This is a genomic window from Burkholderia sp. AU17457 (assembly GCF_002223255.1).
GTDB classification, from domain to species: Bacteria; Pseudomonadota; Gammaproteobacteria; order Burkholderiales; family Burkholderiaceae; genus Burkholderia; species Burkholderia sola.
In genome coordinates this window covers 938,475-957,591 of sequence record NZ_NKFB01000005.1, presented here as the reverse complement: position 1 = coordinate 957,591, position 19,117 = coordinate 938,475, and the positions used below count along the sequence as shown (strand labels likewise).

16 protein-coding genes are annotated in these 19,117 nt (G+C 67.1%); 6 read left to right on the top strand and 10 right to left on the bottom strand.

Annotation, left to right across the window (positions count from 1 at the left end):
* Positions 1–145: 145 nt before the first annotated feature.
* The gene (gene hpaR / locus CFB49_RS21540) at positions 146–586 is read left to right on the top strand and encodes a homoprotocatechuate degradation operon regulator HpaR (protein ID WP_050010892.1); all 441 of its coding nucleotides are present in this window, start codon (positions 146–148) and stop codon (positions 584–586) included.
* Between the two features lie 54 nt (positions 587–640).
* On the opposite strand, the gene CFB49_RS21535 is transcribed toward hpaR, so the two are convergent.
* Positions 641–1,852 carry an SDR family oxidoreductase gene (locus CFB49_RS21535; RefSeq protein ID WP_089492256.1) on the bottom strand — a complete coding sequence of 404 codons (1,212 nt, stop codon included), beginning with the start codon at positions 1,850–1,852 and terminating at the stop codon, positions 641–643.
* 647 nt (positions 1,853–2,499) lie between these two features.
* Between CFB49_RS21535 and CFB49_RS21530 the strand changes: the two genes are divergently transcribed.
* Positions 2,500–2,847, top strand: a complete 348-nt coding sequence (locus CFB49_RS21530; RefSeq protein WP_069616407.1) for a DUF3564 family protein — start codon at positions 2,500–2,502, stop codon at positions 2,845–2,847.
* Positions 2,848–3,270: 423 nt separating this feature from the next.
* Positions 3,271–5,169 (top strand): peptidoglycan D,D-transpeptidase FtsI family protein, encoded by a 1,899-nt coding sequence (locus tag CFB49_RS21525; protein ID WP_089492255.1) that lies wholly within the window; start codon positions 3,271–3,273, stop codon positions 5,167–5,169.
* A gap of 27 nt (positions 5,170–5,196) precedes the next feature.
* Here CFB49_RS21525 and CFB49_RS21520 read toward each other — a convergent pair whose 3' ends face one another.
* From CFB49_RS21520 to CFB49_RS21505, 4 genes are all read right to left on the bottom strand, one after another.
* Entirely contained in the window at positions 5,197–6,912 is a 1,716-nt protein-coding gene (locus CFB49_RS21520; RefSeq protein ID WP_069616405.1) for a cation:proton antiporter domain-containing protein, read from the bottom strand.
* A 205-nt stretch (positions 6,913–7,117) separates the two neighbouring features.
* A complete protein-coding gene (locus tag CFB49_RS21515) occupies positions 7,118–8,545 on the bottom strand; it encodes a cytochrome c (RefSeq protein ID WP_089492254.1) in 1,428 nt (475 codons plus the stop codon).
* On the bottom strand, positions 8,542–10,320 hold the full coding sequence (locus tag CFB49_RS21510) for a GMC family oxidoreductase (RefSeq protein WP_069616403.1): 1,779 nt from the start codon (positions 10,318–10,320) through the stop codon (positions 8,542–8,544). The genes CFB49_RS21515 and CFB49_RS21510 overlap by 4 nt, the downstream gene beginning before the upstream one ends.
* Positions 10,320–11,060: a gluconate 2-dehydrogenase subunit 3 family protein gene (locus CFB49_RS21505; protein ID WP_069616402.1), complete on the bottom strand. Its 741-nt coding sequence runs from the start codon at positions 11,058–11,060 to the stop codon at positions 10,320–10,322. The genes CFB49_RS21510 and CFB49_RS21505 overlap by 1 nt, the downstream gene beginning before the upstream one ends.
* 589 nt (positions 11,061–11,649) lie before the next feature.
* Here CFB49_RS21505 and CFB49_RS21495 point away from each other — a divergent pair.
* Positions 11,650–12,237 (top strand): RNA 2'-phosphotransferase, encoded by a 588-nt coding sequence (locus CFB49_RS21495; protein ID WP_089492253.1) that lies wholly within the window; start codon positions 11,650–11,652, stop codon positions 12,235–12,237.
* A 19-nt stretch (positions 12,238–12,256) separates the two neighbouring features.
* Here CFB49_RS21495 and CFB49_RS21490 read toward each other — a convergent pair whose 3' ends face one another.
* Complete coding sequence (locus tag CFB49_RS21490; RefSeq protein ID WP_089492252.1) at positions 12,257–12,673, bottom strand: DUF3995 domain-containing protein; 417 nt, start codon at positions 12,671–12,673, stop codon at positions 12,257–12,259.
* A 287-nt stretch (positions 12,674–12,960) separates the two neighbouring features.
* Between CFB49_RS21490 and ald the strand changes: the two genes are divergently transcribed.
* Positions 12,961–14,076 (top strand): alanine dehydrogenase, encoded by a 1,116-nt coding sequence (gene ald, locus CFB49_RS21485; protein ID WP_089492251.1) that lies wholly within the window; start codon positions 12,961–12,963, stop codon positions 14,074–14,076.
* A gap of 45 nt (positions 14,077–14,121) precedes the next feature.
* Here the strand turns inward: ald and CFB49_RS21480 are convergent, their stop codons facing one another.
* From CFB49_RS21480 to CFB49_RS21465, 4 genes are all read right to left on the bottom strand, one after another.
* Positions 14,122–14,325, bottom strand: coding sequence for a hypothetical protein (locus tag CFB49_RS21480; RefSeq protein WP_089492250.1), 204 nt, complete (start codon positions 14,323–14,325; stop codon positions 14,122–14,124).
* Between the two features lie 8 nt (positions 14,326–14,333).
* Positions 14,334–14,726: a TraR/DksA family transcriptional regulator gene (locus tag CFB49_RS21475; RefSeq protein ID WP_069616397.1), complete on the bottom strand. Its 393-nt coding sequence runs from the start codon at positions 14,724–14,726 to the stop codon at positions 14,334–14,336.
* 389 nt (positions 14,727–15,115) lie between these two features.
* Positions 15,116–16,522: an undecaprenyl-phosphate glucose phosphotransferase gene (locus CFB49_RS21470; RefSeq protein WP_089492809.1), complete on the bottom strand. Its 1,407-nt coding sequence runs from the start codon at positions 16,520–16,522 to the stop codon at positions 15,116–15,118.
* Positions 16,523–16,533: 11 nt separating this feature from the next.
* Positions 16,534–17,316 carry a Crp/Fnr family transcriptional regulator gene (locus CFB49_RS21465; RefSeq protein ID WP_069616396.1) on the bottom strand — a complete coding sequence of 261 codons (783 nt, stop codon included), beginning with the start codon at positions 17,314–17,316 and terminating at the stop codon, positions 16,534–16,536.
* 915 nt (positions 17,317–18,231) lie between these two features.
* Here CFB49_RS21465 and CFB49_RS21460 point away from each other — a divergent pair.
* The gene (locus CFB49_RS21460; RefSeq protein WP_176730121.1) at positions 18,232–19,014 is read left to right on the top strand and encodes a Crp/Fnr family transcriptional regulator; all 783 of its coding nucleotides are present in this window, start codon (positions 18,232–18,234) and stop codon (positions 19,012–19,014) included.
* Positions 19,015–19,117 lie beyond the last annotated feature (103 nt).

Here is a 19,117-nt window from a genome sequence, read left to right as displayed (position 1 = left end):
TCCCCTGCCGCGCGTCGCGGCGCATCGTCAATAGTTAATATCTTAAGTAAACAATCGGGCGCTGACAACCTCGATTACCCTGATACACGAAATTCATCAGCTTCGGCTGTTAAGATTGATGCGTCCCCGTCCTCTGCTCACCCCGATGAACCGTACGCTCGACCATCGCAACCTGGCCATGCTGCTGCTCGAGGCCCGCGAAACGCTGATGGGCCTGTTTCGCCCCATTCTCAAGGAATTCTCGCTGACCGAACAGCAATGGCGGATCATCCGCGTGCTCGACGGCGAGCCGGCGCAGGCGCTCGAAGCCGGGCAGATCGCGAAACGCTGCTGCATCCTGAGCCCGAGCCTGACCGGCGTGCTGGAACGGATGGAGCGCGACGGCCTGATCACGCGCACGCGCGCGCAGGAGGATCAGCGCCGGCTGCTGGTCAGCCTGACGCCGCAAAGCAGGAAACTGGTGACGGAAATCGGTCCGCGCATCGACGAGCAATACCGTCAGCTCGAAGCGCGATTCGGCGAGGACGGCCTCGACGACATCTACCGCGCGCTCGACCGGCTCATCGAACTCGGCAACCAGGCATAAAGACGGCGCCGCGCCCGCAACGTACGGGAACGGGCGCCGGGGCGATGTGGCCGGTTAGTGGACCGCGCCGCGCATCAGCTCGGTCACCGCCACGCCGCGCGACGTGCGCATGCATTCCTCGACGTAGTCGATGAACGGCAACGGCTCGAAATCGATTTCGTCGCGCACGCGGCGATTGTCGAACACGCGATCGACCGTCGCGAATTCGCCGCAGCGCTGCAGCGCCCGGCCGATCACGCGCTCGAGCGCCGGATCGGGGCGCCCGAGCACGTCGCGCACGACGAGCGGCAGTTCGGCCGGCGCGCATGCCACGTAGCGCGGCGCCCCGGTCATGCCCGCCGCCTCGTCCATCGCGCGCACGATCTGCGCGACCTGGGGCGCCTCGTCGCCGGCCGATACGTGATAGACGTCGTGCGCGAGCGTCGGCTTGACGGCCAGCAGCATCGTCGCGCGGGCCACGTCGTCCACCGACACGATGTCGATGCGCGTCATCGGCCGCGCGGTGAAGCGGCGCGCCGCATGCGCGAGCCGGAACATCCAGAACGAATTCGGCGCGGGCCGCGTACCGAGCACCGTGTGGCCGACCACGTGCGACGGCCGCACGACGACGAGCGGCAGCCCGAGCGCGCGCAGGCGCTGCTCCGTCTCCGCCTTCGCGTGCAGGTAGTCGGCCGCGAGCACCGCGCCCGGCAGGCCGTCATCGGCCCGCGGCGCGACGTCGTTCCCCGTGCGCTCCGCCTCTTCCTGCACGATCCCGCCGCGGCCCGCATGCGCGTAGGCCGTGCCGACGTACACGAAGCGTTGCAGGCGCGGCGCGCGCGCAAAGCGCTCGGCGAAGCGCACCGCATCGGCGATGTCGGCCTGCAGGTGCGCGCCGTCGGCCGGCGACGCATGGCCCGCGCAGTGAATCACATGCGTCGCGCCGGCCAGGCGCGGCGCATCGGCGCCGTGCCATACGTCGCCGAGCGCGCCGACGATCACGTTCGCATCGGTCAGACGCGACGCCCAGTACGGCGCGAGCCCCGCGCGCAACGCGGCTTCACGCAGCCGCGCGACCGCATGGCCGCGGTCCTGCGCGCGCACGACGCAGACGATGCGTTCGAGCAGCCCTGCATTGACGAGCGCCGTCAGCACGGTACTGCCGATGAAGCCGGTGGCGCCGGTCAGCACCAGCCGTCCGACGTTCGCCGCCGCGACCGGTGCGCTGGCCGGCGACACGAGGCTCGTCCGCCAGTTGAGCGACAACGCGGTTTTCCAGATCAGCACGATAGTCTCCTTCGAAGAATCGGCCGGGCGGCGCGGCGCCCGCGGTTGCGGGCGGCGCCCGGCTCGCCGGCCGGGCCGGGGCCGACGCGGGCCCCGGCGGCTCCCGACCGGGCGTGCGGCCTGCGATCGCGTCGATCGCGCTCTGGCACGAGACGGCGGCAGCCGGCGCGGACGGGCGTCCGCGGCACAGGATCGGGAAGTTCCCAGTGTGGGGCCCGACCGCTTGCAAGTCTGTCCCGAAAGTTTCGTGAAAGTGTGCCGATTTGTACGCGATTGTCGGAGTGTGTCGTGCCGGCCATCTGATCAAAACGATGAAACGTTCGATCGGCTGCATTCGACCGGTGCCGAAACGCGCCGGTCGGCCCGGTTGCGATGGCGGCCGGTGCGCGACAGATCGACGCGGCCGGCGGCCTTGTCATCCCATGTCTCGACCGCCGCGCGTGCCCGAACGGCCACGACTATCGCCGGTATCGCGCGCCTGTGCTGACGCGTCGGGAATGACCATGAATCGTCAGACGTCCTTTCATCTGGAATCGAAATAGGCCCAATATAAATTTATTGCGGATTATCACTTGCGTTTCACACCAGTCTATCTAGACTGTTCAAGTTCAAACGGTCGAATGTGTCTTTTTTCAGGAGACGATGCAATGCGCCTCACCATTCGGATTAATGGCAGCGAATCGGCAACCCGGCATTCCTTCGCAGTCTTGTGGGTCGATACCGACGAGGGTCTGTGGTCGCGCGAGGCACATCAGGGCATCGACCTTCCGACCTGGGGCAAGGTCCGCGACATCGAAGGTGCGATGGCGCTCTGTGCGGCCGACAGCGGCAATGCCGTCTGCCAACTGAAGGGACTGTCGTTCGACGCGATGCGCCGCGAACAGGGCCCCGCGGTGCTCGCCGGCGATCATCCCGACGGCGCGTGGCGCCTGCAGGCGGTCGATACCTGCACGACCGAGCCGGAATACCGGGAATTTATTTCCGTTGCCCGATAGGTATTATTGACATGAATCGTCTACGGTTGTCGGGTTCATTCCGGCAGTAGTGATATTCATTTCGATATTCAACATGGATGGCGCCTCCGTTCGAGGCGCTTTTTATTTTCAAGAGTAGAGAAATAATCGCCGCGCGGGCAATTGATCGTGGGCCCGGGATGATTGCGTTCGAGCGATGGCGGAAATCGCGACCCCGAATCGGCATGCGATGAGTCAATCCGCGTTTCACCATCGGCGCCCGCCGCGAAAACCCTGCGTCGGCCTCGCCTTTCCGGTCCGTTCCTCTCGCTCTTCCCGATGGCCTGCCGTTCGCCTTTTTTGCGGGGCCGGAACATACTTTCCTCACACGGCGTTTACTCATTTATTACAATCGCATTATTCAGACTGACCAGCCGCCATCCGGCGGCTCCACCCGGCCATTGCATGAGCGTGAAAAAGAAGACCCACCCTGCCGATCCGTATGCAGCGGCGACCAAGAATCCGATGCTCGCCGCGCGCCTGCCGATGTGGCGCTCGCGGCTGATCGTGGTCGTCGTGTTCCTCGCATTCGCCGCGCTGATCGTGCGCGCTTTCTGGGTGCAGGTCGCGAACCAGGATTTCTACGTCGGCCAGGGCCAGAAGCGCTATCAGCGCACGATCGAGCTCGACGCGATGCGCGGGCGCATCGTCGACCGCAACGGCGCGATGCTCGCGGTCAGCCTGTCGACCTATGAAATCTGGGCGAACCCGAAACAGGTCGCCGACACCGACTACCCGCAGATCGCGAAGCTGCTCGACCTGCCGCTCGCCGAGGTGAAGCGGCGTCTCGGCAACGACAAGACGTTCGTGCTGCTCAAGCGGCAGGTCGACGCGGACACCGCCAGCCGGCTCGACAAGCTCGCGATCGACGGCATCACGCAGATCGCCGATTCGAAACGCTTCTACCCGGAAGGCGAATCGGCCGCGCACGTGGTCGGCTTCACGAACGTCGAGGACAAGGGCCAGGAAGGCGTCGAGCTCGCGGCGAATGCGCGCCTGCAAGGCACGTCCGGCCAGCGCGAGGTGATCCGCGACCGCCTCGGCCGCATCGTGTCGGACACGCGCCCGCTCGTTCCCGCGCAGCACGGCGCGACGATCGAACTGACGATCGACCGCCGCATCCAGCAACTCGCCTTCAGCCAGCTCAAGGCGGCCGTGATCGAGAACAACGCGGTGGCCGGCAGCGTCGTCGTGCTCGACGCGCAGAACGGCGAGATCCTCGCGCTCGCGAACTATCCGACCTTCGACCCGAACGACCGCGCCCGCCTCACCGGCCAGCAATTGCGCAACCGCGCGGTGATCGACACGTTCGAACCGGGCTCGACGATCAAGCCGCTCGTCGTCGCACTGTCGATCGACGAGCGCAAGGTCACGCCGAACACGATCATCAACACGTCGCCGGGCACCTACAAGATCGGCCCGGCGGTGATCCACGACACGTCGAACCACGGGTCGCTGACGGTATCGCAAGCGCTGCAGAAGTCGAGCAACGTCGCGCTCGCGAAACTGGCGCTGAACCTGCCCGCCGAAACGATCTGGAACAAATACCAGGAGTACGGGATCGGCCGCGCGCCGGAACTGACCTTCCCGGGCGTCGCGTCGGGCCGGCTGCGCGGCTACAAGCGCTGGCGGCCGATCGAGCAGGCGACGATGGCGTACGGCTACGGGCTGTCGATGTCGCTGCTGCAGATCGCGCAGACCTACACCGCCTATGCGGGCGACGGCACGCTGCACCCGGTGTCGCTGCTGAAGAACGGCACCGACCAGCAGACGATCGACGCGCACCGCGGGCATCGCGTGACGTCGCCGCAAACGGCCGCCGCGATCCGCTCGATGCTCGAGATGGCGGTCGGCGAAGGCGGCACGGGGCGCCGCGCGCGCGTCGACGGCTACCGGATCGGCGGCAAGACGGGTACCGCGCGCAAGCAGGTCGGCGCGAGCTATGCGAAGGGCAAGTACCGCGCGCTGTTCGCGGGGATGGCGCCGATGAGCAACCCGCGCCTGATCGTCGCGGTGATGATCGACGAGCCGCGCGGCAAGGGCTACTACGGCGGCACGGTCGCCGGCCCGGTGTTCGCGTCGGTCACGAGCGGCTCGCTGCAGTTGCTCGGCGTGCCGCCCGATGCGCCGGTCGAACCGGAGAAGAATGCGCCGACGCAGGCCGCCGCGGCGCAGAAAACGGTCGCGGCGCCGAAAGCGGCGGCGCCGGCAGCGACGACCGTCACGCAGAAACCCGCGGCATCGTTGAAGACGGCCGCGCAAACCGGTACCGCCGCGCTCGCGAAGGCGGCTACCGCAGGCTGACGAGGCCCGACGCGCCGCCGCGCGCCGTCAATGCGCGGCCGCGACAGGCTTCGCCATCCGGCCGAGCACGTGCTCGGTCATCCCGCGCGCGAGTTCGGTCTCACCCATGAACACGGTGCCGATGCCCTCGCTCGACAGCAGCGCGGCCTCGTCGCCGCTGTTCGTGCACAGCACGACCTCGAGCGTCGGGTTGAGCGTGCGCGAGATCTCGACGATCTGCCGCACGTCGAACACGTCGGGCAGCGTGACGACCAGCATCCCGGCGCGGGCGATATGCGCCTGCACGAGCACGATCGGCTCGATCGCGTCGCCCGACACGGCCGCGGTGCCGTCCGCGCGCAGCTTCTCGACGAGCTCGCGATTCTGCTCGACAACGACATAGGCGATCCCGCGCTCGTCCAGCGCATGCGCGATCCGCGTGCCGACCTTGCCGTAACCGACGATCACGACCTGCCCGGTCAGATGCGTCTGCGGCGTCGACATCGGCAGCGCGGCGAGCGGATCGTCACGCGCCTCGAGCTTGCGTGCGAATGCCGAATGCTTGCGGATCCACGCGAGCGCCGGATCGATCATCGCGAACAACAGCGTGTTCATCGCGATCGAGATCAGCGCGACCGCGAGAATCAGGCTCTGCCCCTCGGCCGACAGCAGCCCGAGTGCGCGGCCGAGTCCCGCGAGGATGAACGAGAATTCGCCGATCTGCGCAAGGCCCGCGCCGACCGTCAGCGCGGTGTTCAGCGGATAGCGGAACGCGATCACGAGCGCGACGGCCGCGAGCGTCTTGCCGACCAGCACGATCGCCGCGACCTCGATCACGTGCACCGGCTCTTCGATCAGGACCTTGGGGTCGAACAGCATGCCGACCGAGATGAAGAACAGCACCGAGAACGCGTCGCGCAACGGCAGCGTCTCGTCGGCCGCGCGCCGGCTGAATTCCGACTCGCGCATCATCATCCCCGCGAAGAACGCGCCGAGCGCGAACGACACGTCGAACAGTTTCGCCGCGCCGAACGCGATGCCGACCGCCGCGGCAATCATGCAAAGCGTGAACAATTCGCGCGAACCCGTGCGCGCGACGAGCCACAGAATGCGTGGGAACACGCGCTTGCCGACCACCAGCATCAGCGCGATGAACGCGGCAACCTTCAGCATCGTGACGCCGAGCGTGCCCCACACGCTGCCGCCGGCCGCATGCGCGTCGCCGGGCGGCGTGCCGCCGAGCAGCCCCGCCACCGGCGGCAGCAGCACCAGCACGAGCACCATCACGAGATCCTCGACGACCAGCCAGCCCACCGCGATGCGCCCGTTGACCGTCTCGACGAGCCCGCGCCCTTCGAGCGCGCGCAGCAGCACGACGGTACTCGCGACCGACAGCGCGAGCCCGAACACGAGCGCCGCTCCGAGGCTCCAGCCCCAGGTGAGCGCGAGCCCGCCGCCCAGCAGCGTCGCGACGGTGATCTGGACGATCGCGCCCGGCAGCGCGATCTTGCGCACCGCGAGGAGATCACCGAGCGAGAAATGCAGGCCGACGCCGAACATCAGCAGCATCACGCCGACTTCGGCGAGTTGCTGCGCGAGCGACAGATCGCCGACGAAACCGGGCGTGCCGGGGCCGATCACGATCCCGGCGAGCAGATAGCCGACGAGCGGCGGCATTTTCAGCAGCGACGCGAGGTAACCGAAGATCATCGCGAGACCGAAACCGGCCGCGAGCAACGCAATCAGGCTGACGTCATGAGGCATCCCCCCTCCCAAGCTCTTGTAACTATTTAGTAAGGTTCAAGAGTGAAAGGATAAGGGATGAGGCGGAAGAATGGCGCGCAGCCGGGGAAAATTTCACGGCGTTGCGCGCGGCGCGGGGTACAACCCCGGCGAAGGGAAAGGCGTCGCGGGCCGCCGCGCGTGGGCGTCAACGCGGCGGCAGGCGGGGCTCACGCCCCGCCTCCCGTCAGCGCGACGCTTGCGGGAACCGCGCGCCGGGCGGCGGCTCGGGCCGCGTCGACGGCACGCTCTTGCGCACCTTCGCGACCTGCGCGGCCGTCACCGGCGCGCCTGTGTTACCCCAGCTCGTGCGCACGAAGTTCGACACGTCCGCGACTTCCTGGTCCGACAGCCGCCAGCCGAACGGCGGCATCGTGAAGGTCGACGGCGCGGTGCGCGTACCCTGCAGTGCGCTGCCTTCCAGCACGACGTGGATCAGCGACGTCGGATCGTCGCCCTGCACGACCGGGTTGCCGGCGAGCGCCGGGAACACGCGCGTGTAGCCGTGACCGTCGCTGCGGTGGCAGGCCATGCAGTTGTCGCGATAGACGGCCGCGCCCGGCTTGCTCGCGTCGCCGGTCTGCAGCGCCTTCGCCGCGGCCGCGTCGTACACGTGCGGCTGCTCGCCCTGCACGCGCGGCGGCAACGTCTTCAGGTAGCGCGCGATCGCGTTCAGGTCGTCGTCGGTCATGTGCTGCATGCTGTGGCCGACCACGTCCGTCATCCCGCCGAACGCGGCCGTACGCAGCGTGCGGCCGGTCTTCAGGAACTGCACGATCTCGGTTTCGTTCCACATGCCGAGACCGGTGCGCGGCTCGCCGCGCAGGCTCGTCGGCACCCAGCCGTCGATCGCCGCGCCGCCGGCCAGGAAGTCGGGGCCATCGGCGTCGGTCAGCCCGCGCTCCTGCATCGTCGGCGCGCGCGGCGTGTGGCACGCGCCGCAGTGGCCGAGCCCCTGCACCAGATACGCGCCGCGCGCGACCACCGGGTCGGGGTACGACGCCGCGTCGAACGGCTTCGGCGACGGCGCGAACAGCTTGCGCCAGATGCCGAGCGGCCAGCGCATCGACAGCGGCCACACGATGTCGACCTTGCGGTTCTCGTGCTCGACCGGCGCGACGCCGTGCATGAAGTACGCGTACAGCGCCTTCATGTCGTCGTCGGTCAGCCGCGCGTACGACGGGAACGGCATCGCCGGATACATCGTGTCGCCGTTCTTGCGCACGCCTTCGCGCACCGCACGAGTGAAGTCCTGGTAGGTCCAGCCGCCGAGGCCCGTCTTCGAGTCCGGCGTGATGTTCGTCGAATAGATCGCGCCGATCGGCGTGTCGAACTTCAGTCCGCCCGCGAACGGCTTGCCGCCGTTCGCGGTGTGGCAGGCGATGCAGTCGCCCGCGCGCGCAAGATATTCGCCGCGCTTGACGAGGGCCGCGTCGGCCGACGGGGTGGCAGGTGCGGCCGCCAGGCCCGAAGCCGCGGCCGGCGCGGCCGCCGGCTGCGCGAACGCGGCGCCGCCCGCGAGACCGAAGGCCGCCCATGCCGTGCCGATCGCCAGCGCGCGCCGCAGCGGGGAAACCGGGTGGGCGGCGTTGTGGTGGTTCATCGTCCTCTTCATGCGGTCACCAGCGGGGCGGGATTTTTCAGGTATTGCTCGCGGATCGCACGTGCCGACCAGTAGGCCAGCGCCGCGATGATCCCGGTCGGGTTGTAGCCGATGCCCTGCGGCAGCGCGGATGCGCCCATCACGAACACGTTGTGCACATCCCAGCACTGCAGGTAGCGGTTCAGCACGCTCGTTTTCGGGTCGGTGCCCATGATCGCGCCGCCGACGAGGTGGGTCGTCTGGTACTGGCGCGAGTCGAAGTGCTTGCCGAACTCGCGCGTCGACACGCCGATCGCCTTCGGCCCCATCGCCTCCGCGATCTTCTTCATCTGCCCGGTCACGTACTGCGCCATCTTGATGTCGTTGTCCTTCCAGTCGAACGTCATCCGCAACAGCGGCTGGCCGTACGAATCGCGATAGGTCGGATCGAGGTCGAGATACACGTCGCGGTACGACATGTTGGTGCCGTGCGCATCCATCGAGATCGTGTGCGCGTAGTTGTCCTTGACGGCCTTCTTCCACGCGGAGCCCCACTGCGGCGTGCCGGGCGGCGTCGCGATGCCGCTGATCGGCTTCACGCCGGCCTGATTCACCCACAGCGGCGAGCCGCCGACGAAACCGAGCGGGCCGTGGTCGAAGTTGTCCGCGTTGAAGTCGTCCACCGCGACGCCGTTGCCACCCGCGCCGATGAACGGATTCGTGTAGGTATCCTTGTCGAAGAACGCCTTGATCGTCGACAGGTTCTGATACGCGAAATTGCGGCCGACCACGCCTTCGCCCGAGATCGGATCGTACGGCTTGCCGATGCCCGACAGCAGCAGCAGGTGCACGTTGTGATACTGGAACGCGGCCACGATCACGAGATCGGCCGGCTGGTGCACTTCGCGCCCGGCCGGATCCACGTAGGTCACGCCGGTCGCGCGCTTCTTCGTGTCGTCGAGGTCGACGCGCAGCACGTGGCACTTCGAGCGCAGCTCGAAGTTCGGCGCCTGCTTCAGCGCCGGCAGGATGTTCAGGTTCGGCGACGCCTTCGAATACATGTAGCACGCGTAGCCGCTGCAGTAGCCGCAGAAGTTGCACGGGCCCATCTGCACGCCGTACGGGTTCGTGTACGGGCCCGACGTGTTCGCCGACGGCAGCCGGTACGGGTGCAGGCCGAGCGAATGCGCCGCGTCGAAGAAGCGCTGTGCCGAATACGTATTGAGCTGCGCGGGCAGCGGGAAATTGTCGCTGCGGTTGGCCTCGAACACGTTGCCGTCGCCGACCACCTTGCCGCCGACCTTGTACGCCTGCCCCGAGGTGCCGAACACCTTCTCGGCGAAATCGAAATGCGGCTCGAGCTCGTCGTACGTGACGCCCGTATCCTGGATCGTCATCCCTTCGGGGATGAATTTCTTGCCGTAGCGCTCTTCATAGTGGCTGCGCAGGCGCAGCTCCTCCGGCGTGATCCGGAAGTGCACGCCCGACCAGTGCAGCCCCGCGCCGCCGACGCCTTCGCCCGGCAGGAACGCCGCGAGCTGCCGGTACGGCAGCGCGGTGTCCTGCAGGCCGTGGCGGATCGACACGGTCGTCTTCGACAGGTCGAGGAACAGCTTCTTGCGGATGTTGTAGGTCAGCTCGTCGATCGTGTTCGGATACGCGCCGTCCGGGTAGGTGTCGCGATATTCGCCGCGCTCGAGCGCGACGACGTTCAGGCCCGCTTCGGTCAGTTCCTTCGCGAGAATCGCGCCGGTCCAGCCGAAGCCAACGATTACCGCATCGACATGCGGCTTCTTGTCTGCGGCCATCAGCTGCGCTCCCCGTTGATCGAGACGGGGCCGTACGGATAGGGCTTGCCGCTCTGGTTGACGAAATCCATGAAGTCCGCGCGCGCGCCCGGGAAACCGATCATCTTCCACGCGGCCATGTCGCGATTGCCGCCATGCACCGGATCGCAGAAATAGCCTTCGCGCGTGTTCTGCAGCAACTGGCCGAGGAACACGCCGGGCGGGACGTCGTCGATCTGCGCGCCGCCCTTCTCCAGCGCGCCGAGCACGGCGTCGCGCGTCGGCGCGTCGAGATCCGCGAACGCCTTGCCGTGCGCCTTTTCGCAATAGCGGTTGACCGCCGCGATGCCGAGCCGGTAGATGTCGCGCGGCACCAGTTTCAACTGGTAGCCGAGCTCGGGCACGCCCTGCTGGAACGGCCCCTGCATGTACCACGTCGCGCCGTGCGCATACGGCGTCTCCATCTGGCGATCGATGAATTCGGGCACGCCCGCTTCGAGCGCGCCGGGGCCTTCGGCGTCAGCCGGAATCAGCCGGTCGACGGCGGCCTGGACGAACGCCCATTCCTTCGCATCGAAAAAGGTCGGCTTGTACGGCGCGCGGTCGGCGCTGGCCGACGCAGTGGACGCGTTGCCGGCCGTCGTCGCGGACGGCGACGACGAGCGCAGGTCGCAGCCGGCGACCGACGCGATCGGCACGAGCGCGACCGATGTGCGCAGAAAACGGCGACGCGAATTGGGTTTGTCAGGTGGCGTGGACATGGTCGGATATTGATCGTTGGGGATCGGGGTTCGGACGCGCGCATTCCGCATGCAGCGTGCCCGGCAGGCAGCCGTGCCGCAGGCGGCCGGTCGCCCTGTTCTTTCGTGTGTTGCGCACAACCTCGATGCAGGGGGCCAGCCGCGACGAGCGGGGCCCCTTATTGCAGCCGCGCATCGCCCCGGATGCCGGCGGCGGGCTGCACGGATTGCCCTGTTCTCGGGCCTATCGTCGGACAAATACCGGCATCGGCCTGCATCTGTCCGCCATCGCCCGAACCCTTGTTCAACTTAGACGTCGCGTCTGCACACGGCAAGCGCAACGTGCACGACCCTCTTTCGGGTCCGGCGACGAGTGCGGGCGATTATATATGGAACCGGTTCCATTGCTAGGGGGTTCAATGCAATTCAGTGCATCGAAATTAGCAACAATGGGAAATCTTGAAGCCGGAATGTGCAAGGATGGCGAGATCGCGGCAGCCTCGCCGGTCGGGAGAACGATCAGGCTGCGGCGCGCGCGTGTCGCTTTCCGGCGACGCCCGAGCAGATGACGGTATCGAGTTGCAGCGCGCTCTGATAGCCTCCGCAACTCATGAATACCGAGAAAAACAAACAGCCGGCGCCCGATGCGACCGGCATCAGCAAATATTTGAGCTACGTGCTGCGCCACGAGCCGCAGGCCATTGGCCTGCAACTGGACGCCGAAGGCTGGGCCGACATCGACGCACTGATTGCCGGCGCCGCCCGTCACGGACGCCGGCTCGATCGCGCGACGATCGAAAGCGTGTGCGCAACCAGCGACAAGCAGCGCTTCGCGCTGTCGGATGACGGTCAACGCATCCGCGCGGTACAGGGTCATTCGACGCCCGCCGTGCAGCGCCAGTATCCGGCCGTGCAACCGCCCGGGCGTCTCTATCACGGCACGGCGACGCGCTTCCTCGATTCGATTCGCGCGCAAGGGCTGAAACCCGGCGCCCGTCATCACGTACACCTGTCGGCGGACGTCCGCACGGCGCTGGCCGTCGGTGCGCGCTACGGCGTGCCCGCGATCCTCGCAGTCCATGCGCGGCGCATGCATCGGCAGGGCCATACGTTCTTCGTCTCCGAAAACGGCGTCTGGCTGACCGATGCCGTACCGGCCGAATACCTCGAGTGGATCGACGACACGCGCACGGAGTGAGCCGTGCGCCGGCCGCCATTCACCACGGCCAGAACATCGACGCGATCGACAACGCCAGCGCCGCGCACAGCGGCGAGTAATACAGCGTGTCCATCCGCGCGAAACGCGACCCGCGAATCCGCTTGAAGAAGCCGACGTAGCGGAAATCGCCGACGGCCCGCACCGCGAAGATCAATGCGAGCGCAACGACTGCGAACGCGACCGTGCATGGATGCGCATTGCGCCCGAGCCAGCCGGCACGCGCGGCGACCACGCCGGCGCCGCCCAGCAGTGCCGCCGCGACGGCGAGCGTGCCGACGGCAGTCGGCCGCAACAGCGGTACGCCGTCCTGCTCCGGAATGGCCGCACGCTTGCCCAGCCGCCCGCCGAACGCCCAGTAGACGTGCACGAGCGCGATGGCGCAAAGCGCCGGCACGCTGAAATACGCACCTGTCATGTCGATCGATGTCCTCGTCTCGTTGTTTTGCCGAAAGGATCCGGCACGCGGCCCCGGCCCGCGTCACGCACGACGATACCGAAACCCGGCCACGCGCGCATTGCGACGTCCGGTCGCAATCGGTCGCCGCGCATGCTGCGTTGCAGTGCGGATGCGTCGTCGCGCAAGCCGGCTGCTTGACTTCCCTCCGCGCACCGCTACGCTGTTATTCCAGTACTGCGGTCGGCACGCCGCTGCACAACCGGCTGCCCGCACGACGACGATAACGAAGGCCATGGAGGCGACTCATGCTGATCGGTGTGCCGAAAGAGATCAAGAACCACGAATACCGCGTCGGCCTCACGCCGGCCGGCGCGCGCGAACTCACGCGGCACGGCCATCGCGTGCTCGTGCAGCGCGGCGCGGGCACGGCGATCGGCCTGCTCGACGACGACTACACGGCCGCGGGCGCGTCGCTCAGCGACGGCGCGGATGAAATCTTCGCGCGCGCCGACATGATCATCAAGGTCAAGGAGCCGCAGCCGGCCGAATGCGCGATGCTGCGGCGCGGCCAGATCCTCTACACGTATCTGCATCTCGCGCCCGATCCCGATCAGGCCGCCGCGCTCGTGAAATCCGGCGCGGTCTGCATCGCATACGAAACCGTGACGGGCCCCGGCGGCGGCCTGCCGTTGCTCGCACCGATGAGCGAAGTCGCCGGCCGCATGTCGATCCAGGTCGCGGCGACCCACCTCGAAAGCCCGCGCGGCGGCCGCGGCGTGCTGATGGCCGGCGTACCAGGCGTACCGGCCGCGCACGTCGTCGTGCTCGGCGCCGGCGTCGTGGGCACCGGCGCGCTGCAGATGGCGGTGGGCTTGGGCGCACGCGTCACCGTGCTCGACACCAACGTGAACCGGCTGCGCCAGCTCGATCTCGTGTTCGCCAACCGGATCGCGACCGTCTGCTCGAATGCGCATACGGTCGACGAAGCCGTGCGCGATGCCGACGTCGTGATCGGCGCCGTGCTCGTGCCGGGCGCATCGGCGCCGCGGCTCGTCACGCGCGACATGATCGCGACGATGCGCAAGGGGGCGGTCGTCGTCGACGTCGCGATCGACCAGGGCGGGTGCTTCGAGACCTCGCATGCGACCACGCACGCGGCGCCGACCTTCGTCGTCGACGGGGTGGTCCACTACTGTGTCGCGAACATGCCCGGGGCGGTCGCGCGCACGTCGACCTTTGCGCTGAACAACGCAACGCTCGGCCATGCGCTCGCGCTCGCCGACAAGGGCTGGAAACAGGCGATGCTCGACGATCCGCATCTGCGCGCGGGCCTGAACGTGTGCGACGGCCATATCACGTACGAAGCGGTCGCGCAGGCGCTCGGCCTGCCCTACGTCCCGGCGACCGGCGTACTCGGATGACCTTGCCGGCATGAGTCGAACGCGTCACCGCCGGCCGCGACGCGTTCACGCACGCTTCGGCCGGCTCCGCTTCGTGCCGCTGCCGCCCGTCGTGCGCGCCGGCAGCGGCCGCGGTTGCGCGAGCGTGCGCGTGTTCAGCACGTCATGCCACGTCAGCCGGCCGCGCCCGATCGACGGAATCTTCCCGGGATTGTCGCCGTTCGCGATCGTCGTCGGGATGTCGCGGCCATAGACGGCGATCGTACGCACGCACGACGTCAGAGCGATGCGCGCGGGGTCGTCGCGTAGCGCCGCTCGTAGAGCGACTGGCAGTGCGTGCAGCGTTCGGCGGTCGGGCGCGCCAGCAGGCGCTCGTAGCCGACCGAGCCGTCGCAGTCGATGCATTCGCCGTAACTGCCGTCGCGCATCCGCTGCTGCGCGCGGCCGACCGCGCGCAGTTCGGTCAGCTTCATGCCGATCAACGCATGGTCGACGTCGACGAAGAGGTCCGCGTTCGCCTCGTCGCCCTCGTCCGGCGCCGCGCCGGCAAGCTCCGCATAGGATTCCGACGCGCGCTGGTCTTCGCTCGCGCGGATCTCCGCACGCAGCGCCTGCTCGCTCTCGTTCAGCCGCTGCTTCAGCGTCTGCCGTTGTTGTGGGTCGAGCGACATGGCCGTCTCTCCTGTTCCGGGTTCCGCGCGAAACAAGAGCGGCGCGCGGTATCGCACCGGTGCGCGGCGCGCAGGCATGACCTGCGCCGTCGCATCCGGATGGGCGGCCGGACGCGCGAAACGCCGGACGCATTCGACGCAGGATAAACCCATTGAACACGCGTGTGTTGACCGGAATCAGCGTGCCGTTCACGCGGCGACAGCGGTGCGGAAACTGGGGACGGACGCGCAATCCCGCCTTGCGGCGCGCGCGTCGAAGCGCGTTGGCACAACCGCAGCGCAGCAATTTCCCGCGCGGTCGCCTCGGTTCTATACGCGCCGGCGAACCGCCATCGCGCGGTCGATACGATCGATCGCTCGCGCGGTGCCGCCGCAATCATTCGCAATCCTCAGAACGCGTTGCGTCCGATGAAGCCGCGCACCACCGTCATCAGGATGATCTTGATGTCGAACCAGAAGCTCCAGTTCTGCATGTAGAACAGATCGAACTTCACGCGCGCCGCCATCGCCTCGACCTTGCGCGTTTCACCGCGATAGCCGTTCACCTGCGCCCATCCGGTGATGCCGGGCCGCACGCGGTAGCGATACATGTAGCAGTCGATCAGTTGCCGATACAAGTCGTCGTGTTCGATCGCGTGCGGACGCGGGCCGACCACCGACATCTGCCCGAACAGCACGTTGAAGAACTGCGGCAGCTCGTCGAGCGACGTGCGCCGCAGGAACGCACCGACGCGCGTGATGCGCGAATCGTTGCGCGACGCCTGCCGCACGACGCCCGGCTGCGCGCGATGCACGCGCATCGTCCGGAACTTCAGGATATCGAATTCGCGGCCGTCGATGCCCTTGCGGCGCTGCCGGAACAGTACGGGCCCCGGCGACGACAGCTTGACCGCGATCGCGAGCATCGTCAGCAGCGGCAGCAGTGGAATCAGCACGCCGAACGCGAACAGTCGGTCGAACGCGAACTTGGCCCACAGCTCCGGCGCGGAGCGCGGCGTGGTCGCGAGATTGATCGCCGGCATGCCGAGCACGTCGGTCGCGGAACGATCGACGACCGCCATCTGCCGCACGTCGGGCAACAGCCGCAACTCGACGAACTCGTCGCGCAACTCGCGCACGACGCGCTGGATCCGCCACTCGTGCGACATCGGCAGCGTGAGCCACACCTCGTCGATGTCGCCGCCGCGAATCCGGTCGCGCAACGCGTTCCAGTCGGCGATCACCGGTACGCCGCCGATGCCGCCCGCGGCGGCCGGCGCATCGTCGTCGAATACGCATGCGGCCGCGAACGGGCCGTTCGGCGCGAGCTGCATCCGCTCGATCGCCACGCGCCCGTATGCCGTCGCGCCGACGATGGCAACGCGGCGCTGCCGCGCACGCGGATCGCCGCGCGTCAGCGCGAGCGCCAGCAGCGCCGCGCGGCCGAGCAGCAGCGTCGCGTCGCCGGCCAGCACCGTGCGCGCGATCCAGCGGGTCGTCACCGTGCCGCCGCGATTCATGATCCACATCGTGCCCGCCACCGTCAGCACGCTCGCGCACACCACCGCCACCAGCGTGTGCGTCAGCACGTGCACGCCGCCCTGCACCACCACGCCGCCGCGCACGGTGCGCAGGTAGCGCGGCAGCAGCGCCACCGTCAGCACGCACAGCAGCGCGATCGCGCCGCGCTGCGCGTCGGACAGCGCATGCCAGCCGAGCCCCGATGCCGCCTGGGCGGCGAGCGCCCCGGCCAGCACGAGCACGACGTCGGCCGCCGCGATCGCGGCACGCCGGATCGCATTCGTTCCACCGGACATCGACTGCATCGTCACGCACCATGTGCGGGGAATCCGCGGTGCGTGTCCGGCATGCGCGGGCGAATCGTCGCCGGCCTCGCATGCTCGCGCGTGCCGAGCAACCGCCGATAGTCGGCGCGAATCAGGTTGTAGCATTCGCACGCGTGATGTTCGAGGCCGTCGCGGTCGAGCACCGTGATGCGGCCGCGGCGTTGCCGGATCAGCCCGGCTTCCTGCAGGTTCCCGGCCGCTTCCGTCACGCCCTCGCGCCGCACGCCGAGCATGTTCGCGATCGTCTGCTGGGTAACGGCCAGCTCGTCGCCGTCGATCCGGTCGTGCGCGAGCAGCAGCCAGCGGCTGAGCTGCTCGCTGACCGAGTGATGCCGGTTGCACAGCGCGCTGCGCGAGATCTGCGCCATCGTCGCCTGGCAGATATTGAGCAACAACCGGTAGGTCTGCGCCGACCGCTCGAATTCGGCGCGCATCACGCAACTCGGCACGCGATAGGCCATTCCGCCGATGCGCACCTCGACCCGGCTCGACGCGGCGATACCGCCGACCAGCGTCCCCAGCCCGACCACGCCCTCGCGGCCGACCACCGCCACCTCGACCATCGCACCGTCCTCCATCAGGTGCTGCACCGACATCATCGCCGTCGTCGGAAAATGCAGATGACGCATCGGCTCGCCGACCCGGTCGAGCATCCCGGCCTTGATCCTGACCAGTTCGAGATGCGGGGCGATGGCGCGGATGCTGTCCTCCGGGAGGGCAGCAAGGATGGCGTTCGCCGAATAGCTCGAGTGAAGATGAAGCATGTCTGTATCCCTTTTATCGTCCGCGCCACCAGCGGCAGGCACGGAACTCGTTATCGCGATGCGCGCCCGGACATTGACAACGGTTGCGGCCCACAACCCTGAATCCGACCGATCATCGGCTTGTCAACGCCGAATTGAGTCGACTGCCCCGTTTCGACACGCCAGCCCGAATAAGCGATTTACGTGCCAATAGCCGCCCGTCCTTAATATATGAATCACATCCGATTTAGAGCCGCCGAATAACGGACCCAAAAACCAAAAAAACGTCTCATTTCCGGACACTCCCCCATGCGGCGGACACAGCACGCATTCGACTGATCAATTCCCGCGCGCTGGATCAGGACGCGGCGTTACGGCCGCGATGCTTATCGTTCAAATACTTACAGCCGTTTTTCAATTGTTTCCGTGATGTGCGGCGCAGCATTTCCCGGCATCGCCGCACCGCACATGCCCGTTTCAAACTGTCTCAAATTTGAATCGGCACACTCATTCCAGGCTCTGTCCTCTACCGCACATATCGCCCACAAGCCGTTGATATAAATGAAAAATATAGCGAGCCCCATTTATTTGTCAAATAATGTTCAATGTCTTCCCGCTACTTCCGCGGTACGATTCGTCACGTTGTCCGATTGATTCCGGTCGACATAGAATGACAAGCAGGTTCACGATTCCATTTCCGGATAATTAATTCCACAGAAAGGAATCCTTAAATCGATATAACGTTTGCGCGCAGTCGGAATCGTCAAACTTTGTGAAATGGCAAAAGCCCGAATTGGCCGATTTCAATTGCGTGCTAGCCTTTTTCGCGAGTATCGTCATTCCGTTTTTTGATCAACAAAAGTCCGCACGGTCGTGCGATTTCCGTTCCGGGATTCGCTGCAACGACGCGCGACCGCCCACCTGCGAGGATGTGCCGTGACTCATCAGGCCACCGACGCCGTCGCTTATGCGAACGGCATGATCGAGCTTTCCCACAGCTTTGACGCCAACCGGTTTCTCGCGGCCATCGACCGCGACGAACTCGCCACCCTGACGCCCCACCTGCAACTCGTTCACCTGAAATCCGGGCAAGTGCTCTGCGAACCCGGCGAAATGCTCGCCGCGGTCTACCTGCCGGTCACGACCGCGATTTCGCTGCAGTACGTGTCGTCCGGCGGCATGACGCTGGAAGTCGCGGAGATCGGCAGCGAAAGCGTGGTCTGCGACGACGTGATCGGCGGCAGCGGCCGAATGCCCTGCCGCGCGGTCGCGTGCCGCGACGGCTTCGTCTACCGGCTCGACCGGCGCGTCTTCGCGACCGCGTTCGAGGCGTCGCCGGTGATCCGCCATCTCGTGTTCGTCTGTGTGCGGCTGCTGATGGCGCAAGTCGCACAGATCACGTTCTGCAGCCGTCATCACGTGCTCAAACATCAGTTATGCAGATGGTTCCTGCTCGCGTTCGACCGCACGCGCAGCATCGAGATCCAGGTGACGCACAGCATGCTCGCGCAAATGCTCGGTGTGCGACGCGAAACGGTCACGGACGCCGCAGGCGAAATCCAGAAACTCGGGTTGATCCGGCAATACCGCAGCTCGATCGAGCTCGCGGACCTCGACGGCCTCGAAAAAATGTCGTGCGGCTGCCGAGCGATCGTGCGCGACGAGATGAAGCGCATCCTGTCGGCCGACTCCGGCGTGCCGGCCGCGTCGCGCACGTGATCGGCTCACCGGACCGGGGCGGCGCTTCGGCGCCGCCCGCGTGCCGGGTCAGCCGTTTGTAGGGTGGCGAACAGAACGCCGTGTCTGCCGATGGTCTACTGAT

Bases quoted from the DNA above. Each gene is read 5' to 3' on its own strand.
- CFB49_RS21465 (WP_069616396.1), bottom strand. From the start codon at position 17,316: ATGCTTCATCTTCACTCGAGCTATTCGGCGAACGCCATCCTTGCTGCC.
- CFB49_RS21495 (WP_089492253.1), top strand. From the start codon at position 11,650: ATGAATACCGAGAAAAACAAACAGCCGGCGCCCGATGCGACCGGCATC.
- CFB49_RS21530 (WP_069616407.1), top strand. From the start codon at position 2,500: ATGCGCCTCACCATTCGGATTAATGGCAGCGAATCGGCAACCCGGCAT.
- ald (WP_089492251.1), top strand. From the start codon at position 12,961: ATGCTGATCGGTGTGCCGAAAGAGATCAAGAACCACGAATACCGCGTC.
- CFB49_RS21470 (WP_089492809.1), bottom strand. From the start codon at position 16,522: ATGTCCGGTGGAACGAATGCGATCCGGCGTGCCGCGATCGCGGCGGCC.
- CFB49_RS21510 (WP_069616403.1), bottom strand. From the start codon at position 10,320: ATGGCCGCAGACAAGAAGCCGCATGTCGATGCGGTAATCGTTGGCTTC.
- CFB49_RS21520 (WP_069616405.1), bottom strand. From the start codon at position 6,912: ATGCCTCATGACGTCAGCCTGATTGCGTTGCTCGCGGCCGGTTTCGGT.
- hpaR (WP_050010892.1), top strand. From the start codon at position 146: ATGAACCGTACGCTCGACCATCGCAACCTGGCCATGCTGCTGCTCGAG.
- CFB49_RS21505 (WP_069616402.1), bottom strand. From the start codon at position 11,060: ATGTCCACGCCACCTGACAAACCCAATTCGCGTCGCCGTTTTCTGCGC.
- CFB49_RS21515 (WP_089492254.1), bottom strand. From the start codon at position 8,545: ATGAAGAGGACGATGAACCACCACAACGCCGCCCACCCGGTTTCCCCG.
- CFB49_RS21490 (WP_089492252.1), bottom strand. From the start codon at position 12,673: ATGACAGGTGCGTATTTCAGCGTGCCGGCGCTTTGCGCCATCGCGCTC.
- CFB49_RS21525 (WP_089492255.1), top strand. From the start codon at position 3,271: ATGAGCGTGAAAAAGAAGACCCACCCTGCCGATCCGTATGCAGCGGCG.
- CFB49_RS21475 (WP_069616397.1), bottom strand. From the start codon at position 14,726: ATGTCGCTCGACCCACAACAACGGCAGACGCTGAAGCAGCGGCTGAAC.